Source organism: Clostridium sp. AF21-20LB (assembly GCF_003478795.1).
Taxonomy (GTDB): domain Bacteria; phylum Bacillota; class Clostridia; order Lachnospirales; family Lachnospiraceae; genus Otoolea; species Otoolea fessa.
On the sequence record NZ_QUGD01000059.1, the window covers coordinates 1 to 1192 of the forward strand.

Annotated in this window: 1 pseudogene; it reads left to right on the top strand. The window is 46.6% G+C overall.

Annotated elements, in window-relative coordinates:
- Positions 1-663 precede the first annotated feature (663 nt).
- Positions 664-1192, top strand: a pseudogene (locus DWX76_RS13705) (leucyl aminopeptidase); the annotation flags it as partial.

Below are 1192 nucleotides of genomic sequence, written 5' to 3' on the forward strand. Positions count from 1 at the left end.
GCAACGGCTTCTACTATGGACAGCCGGCACGCTCGACCGTACATATCGACATGGTACAGTACAATCCGACCGTTATCTTCGACGAGGGAACACCAGAAGAGGTTCTGATTGTAAAAGACGGCAAGGTTGTTTGTTTGGGCGACAAATAAAACTATTGCATCCAACTAGACAGTTCGCCCCAATTATAACCATATAAATATACCTTACTGTTTTGTATGACGCCAGGAATCCCCGTTCAGCCAGTGTATCGGCTGAACGGGGATTCTTGGTATTTTTAAGTCTGATTTGGATGTGAAGCACCGCCTCCCGAGCAAGAAAAACAGGTGACATTGAGCCGGTATGGAACTGCGGCTGGATGGCAAGCAAGCCGATGCAGGCGATTATCATCCTGCTGTACGGCAGTACCGTATTCTACGCAATTTTCAGCGCACTGGGAATGCTTCCAGCAGGATGGTAAACCCCTTATCACGAAATATTTATAACATATTCGCAAATGGGTATATTTGTTTATAAGTGTGTGCGGGTTTGATAGTATATAGTCAAACCTCATGAGGAACAGAAAACTAAATAAACAGCTATGAAACAGAGAACAATGACAGGCAGATAGCTTAAATCGGCTGGATGCAGAAACTGTCGAATAATAAAAAGTGAGGAGAATGAACTATGAGTGATAACAGAATTATCGAATGTATGGAACGTGCGCAGTATCTTCTTGGCAACCTGATGGCTGTTAAACCGGGCGAGGAAGTTTTGATTGTCGTTGACCCTCAAACCGACGAGAGAATGACTCAGGCGATGGCAGCAGCCGCTTTAAACTGCGGCGCTGAGTACGGCGTATACATGATGCCGATTCGTGGAAAAGACAAAGCAACCATCTTCCCGAAATCTCTGGAACTTGGCATGGATGCCTGCGATGTATTTGTCGGCATGACCACTGCATCCGGTGCAGCTATTTACAATAACCACCTGAAAGAGCTCATCAACCAGAAGAAACTTCGCGAGGTTTCCATCTGCTTAAGAAGTATCGATAACTTCACACGCGGCGGTGCTCTGGCAGACTATGAAGCAGTTTACGCAGACGGGGAGAAGCTGCAGGCGATCTGGAGAGGTCATAAGATGGCTCACATCACCACACCGGCTGGTACCGACCTGTACATGGAAATGAATCAGATGGAGCCGATCATCGAGTGTG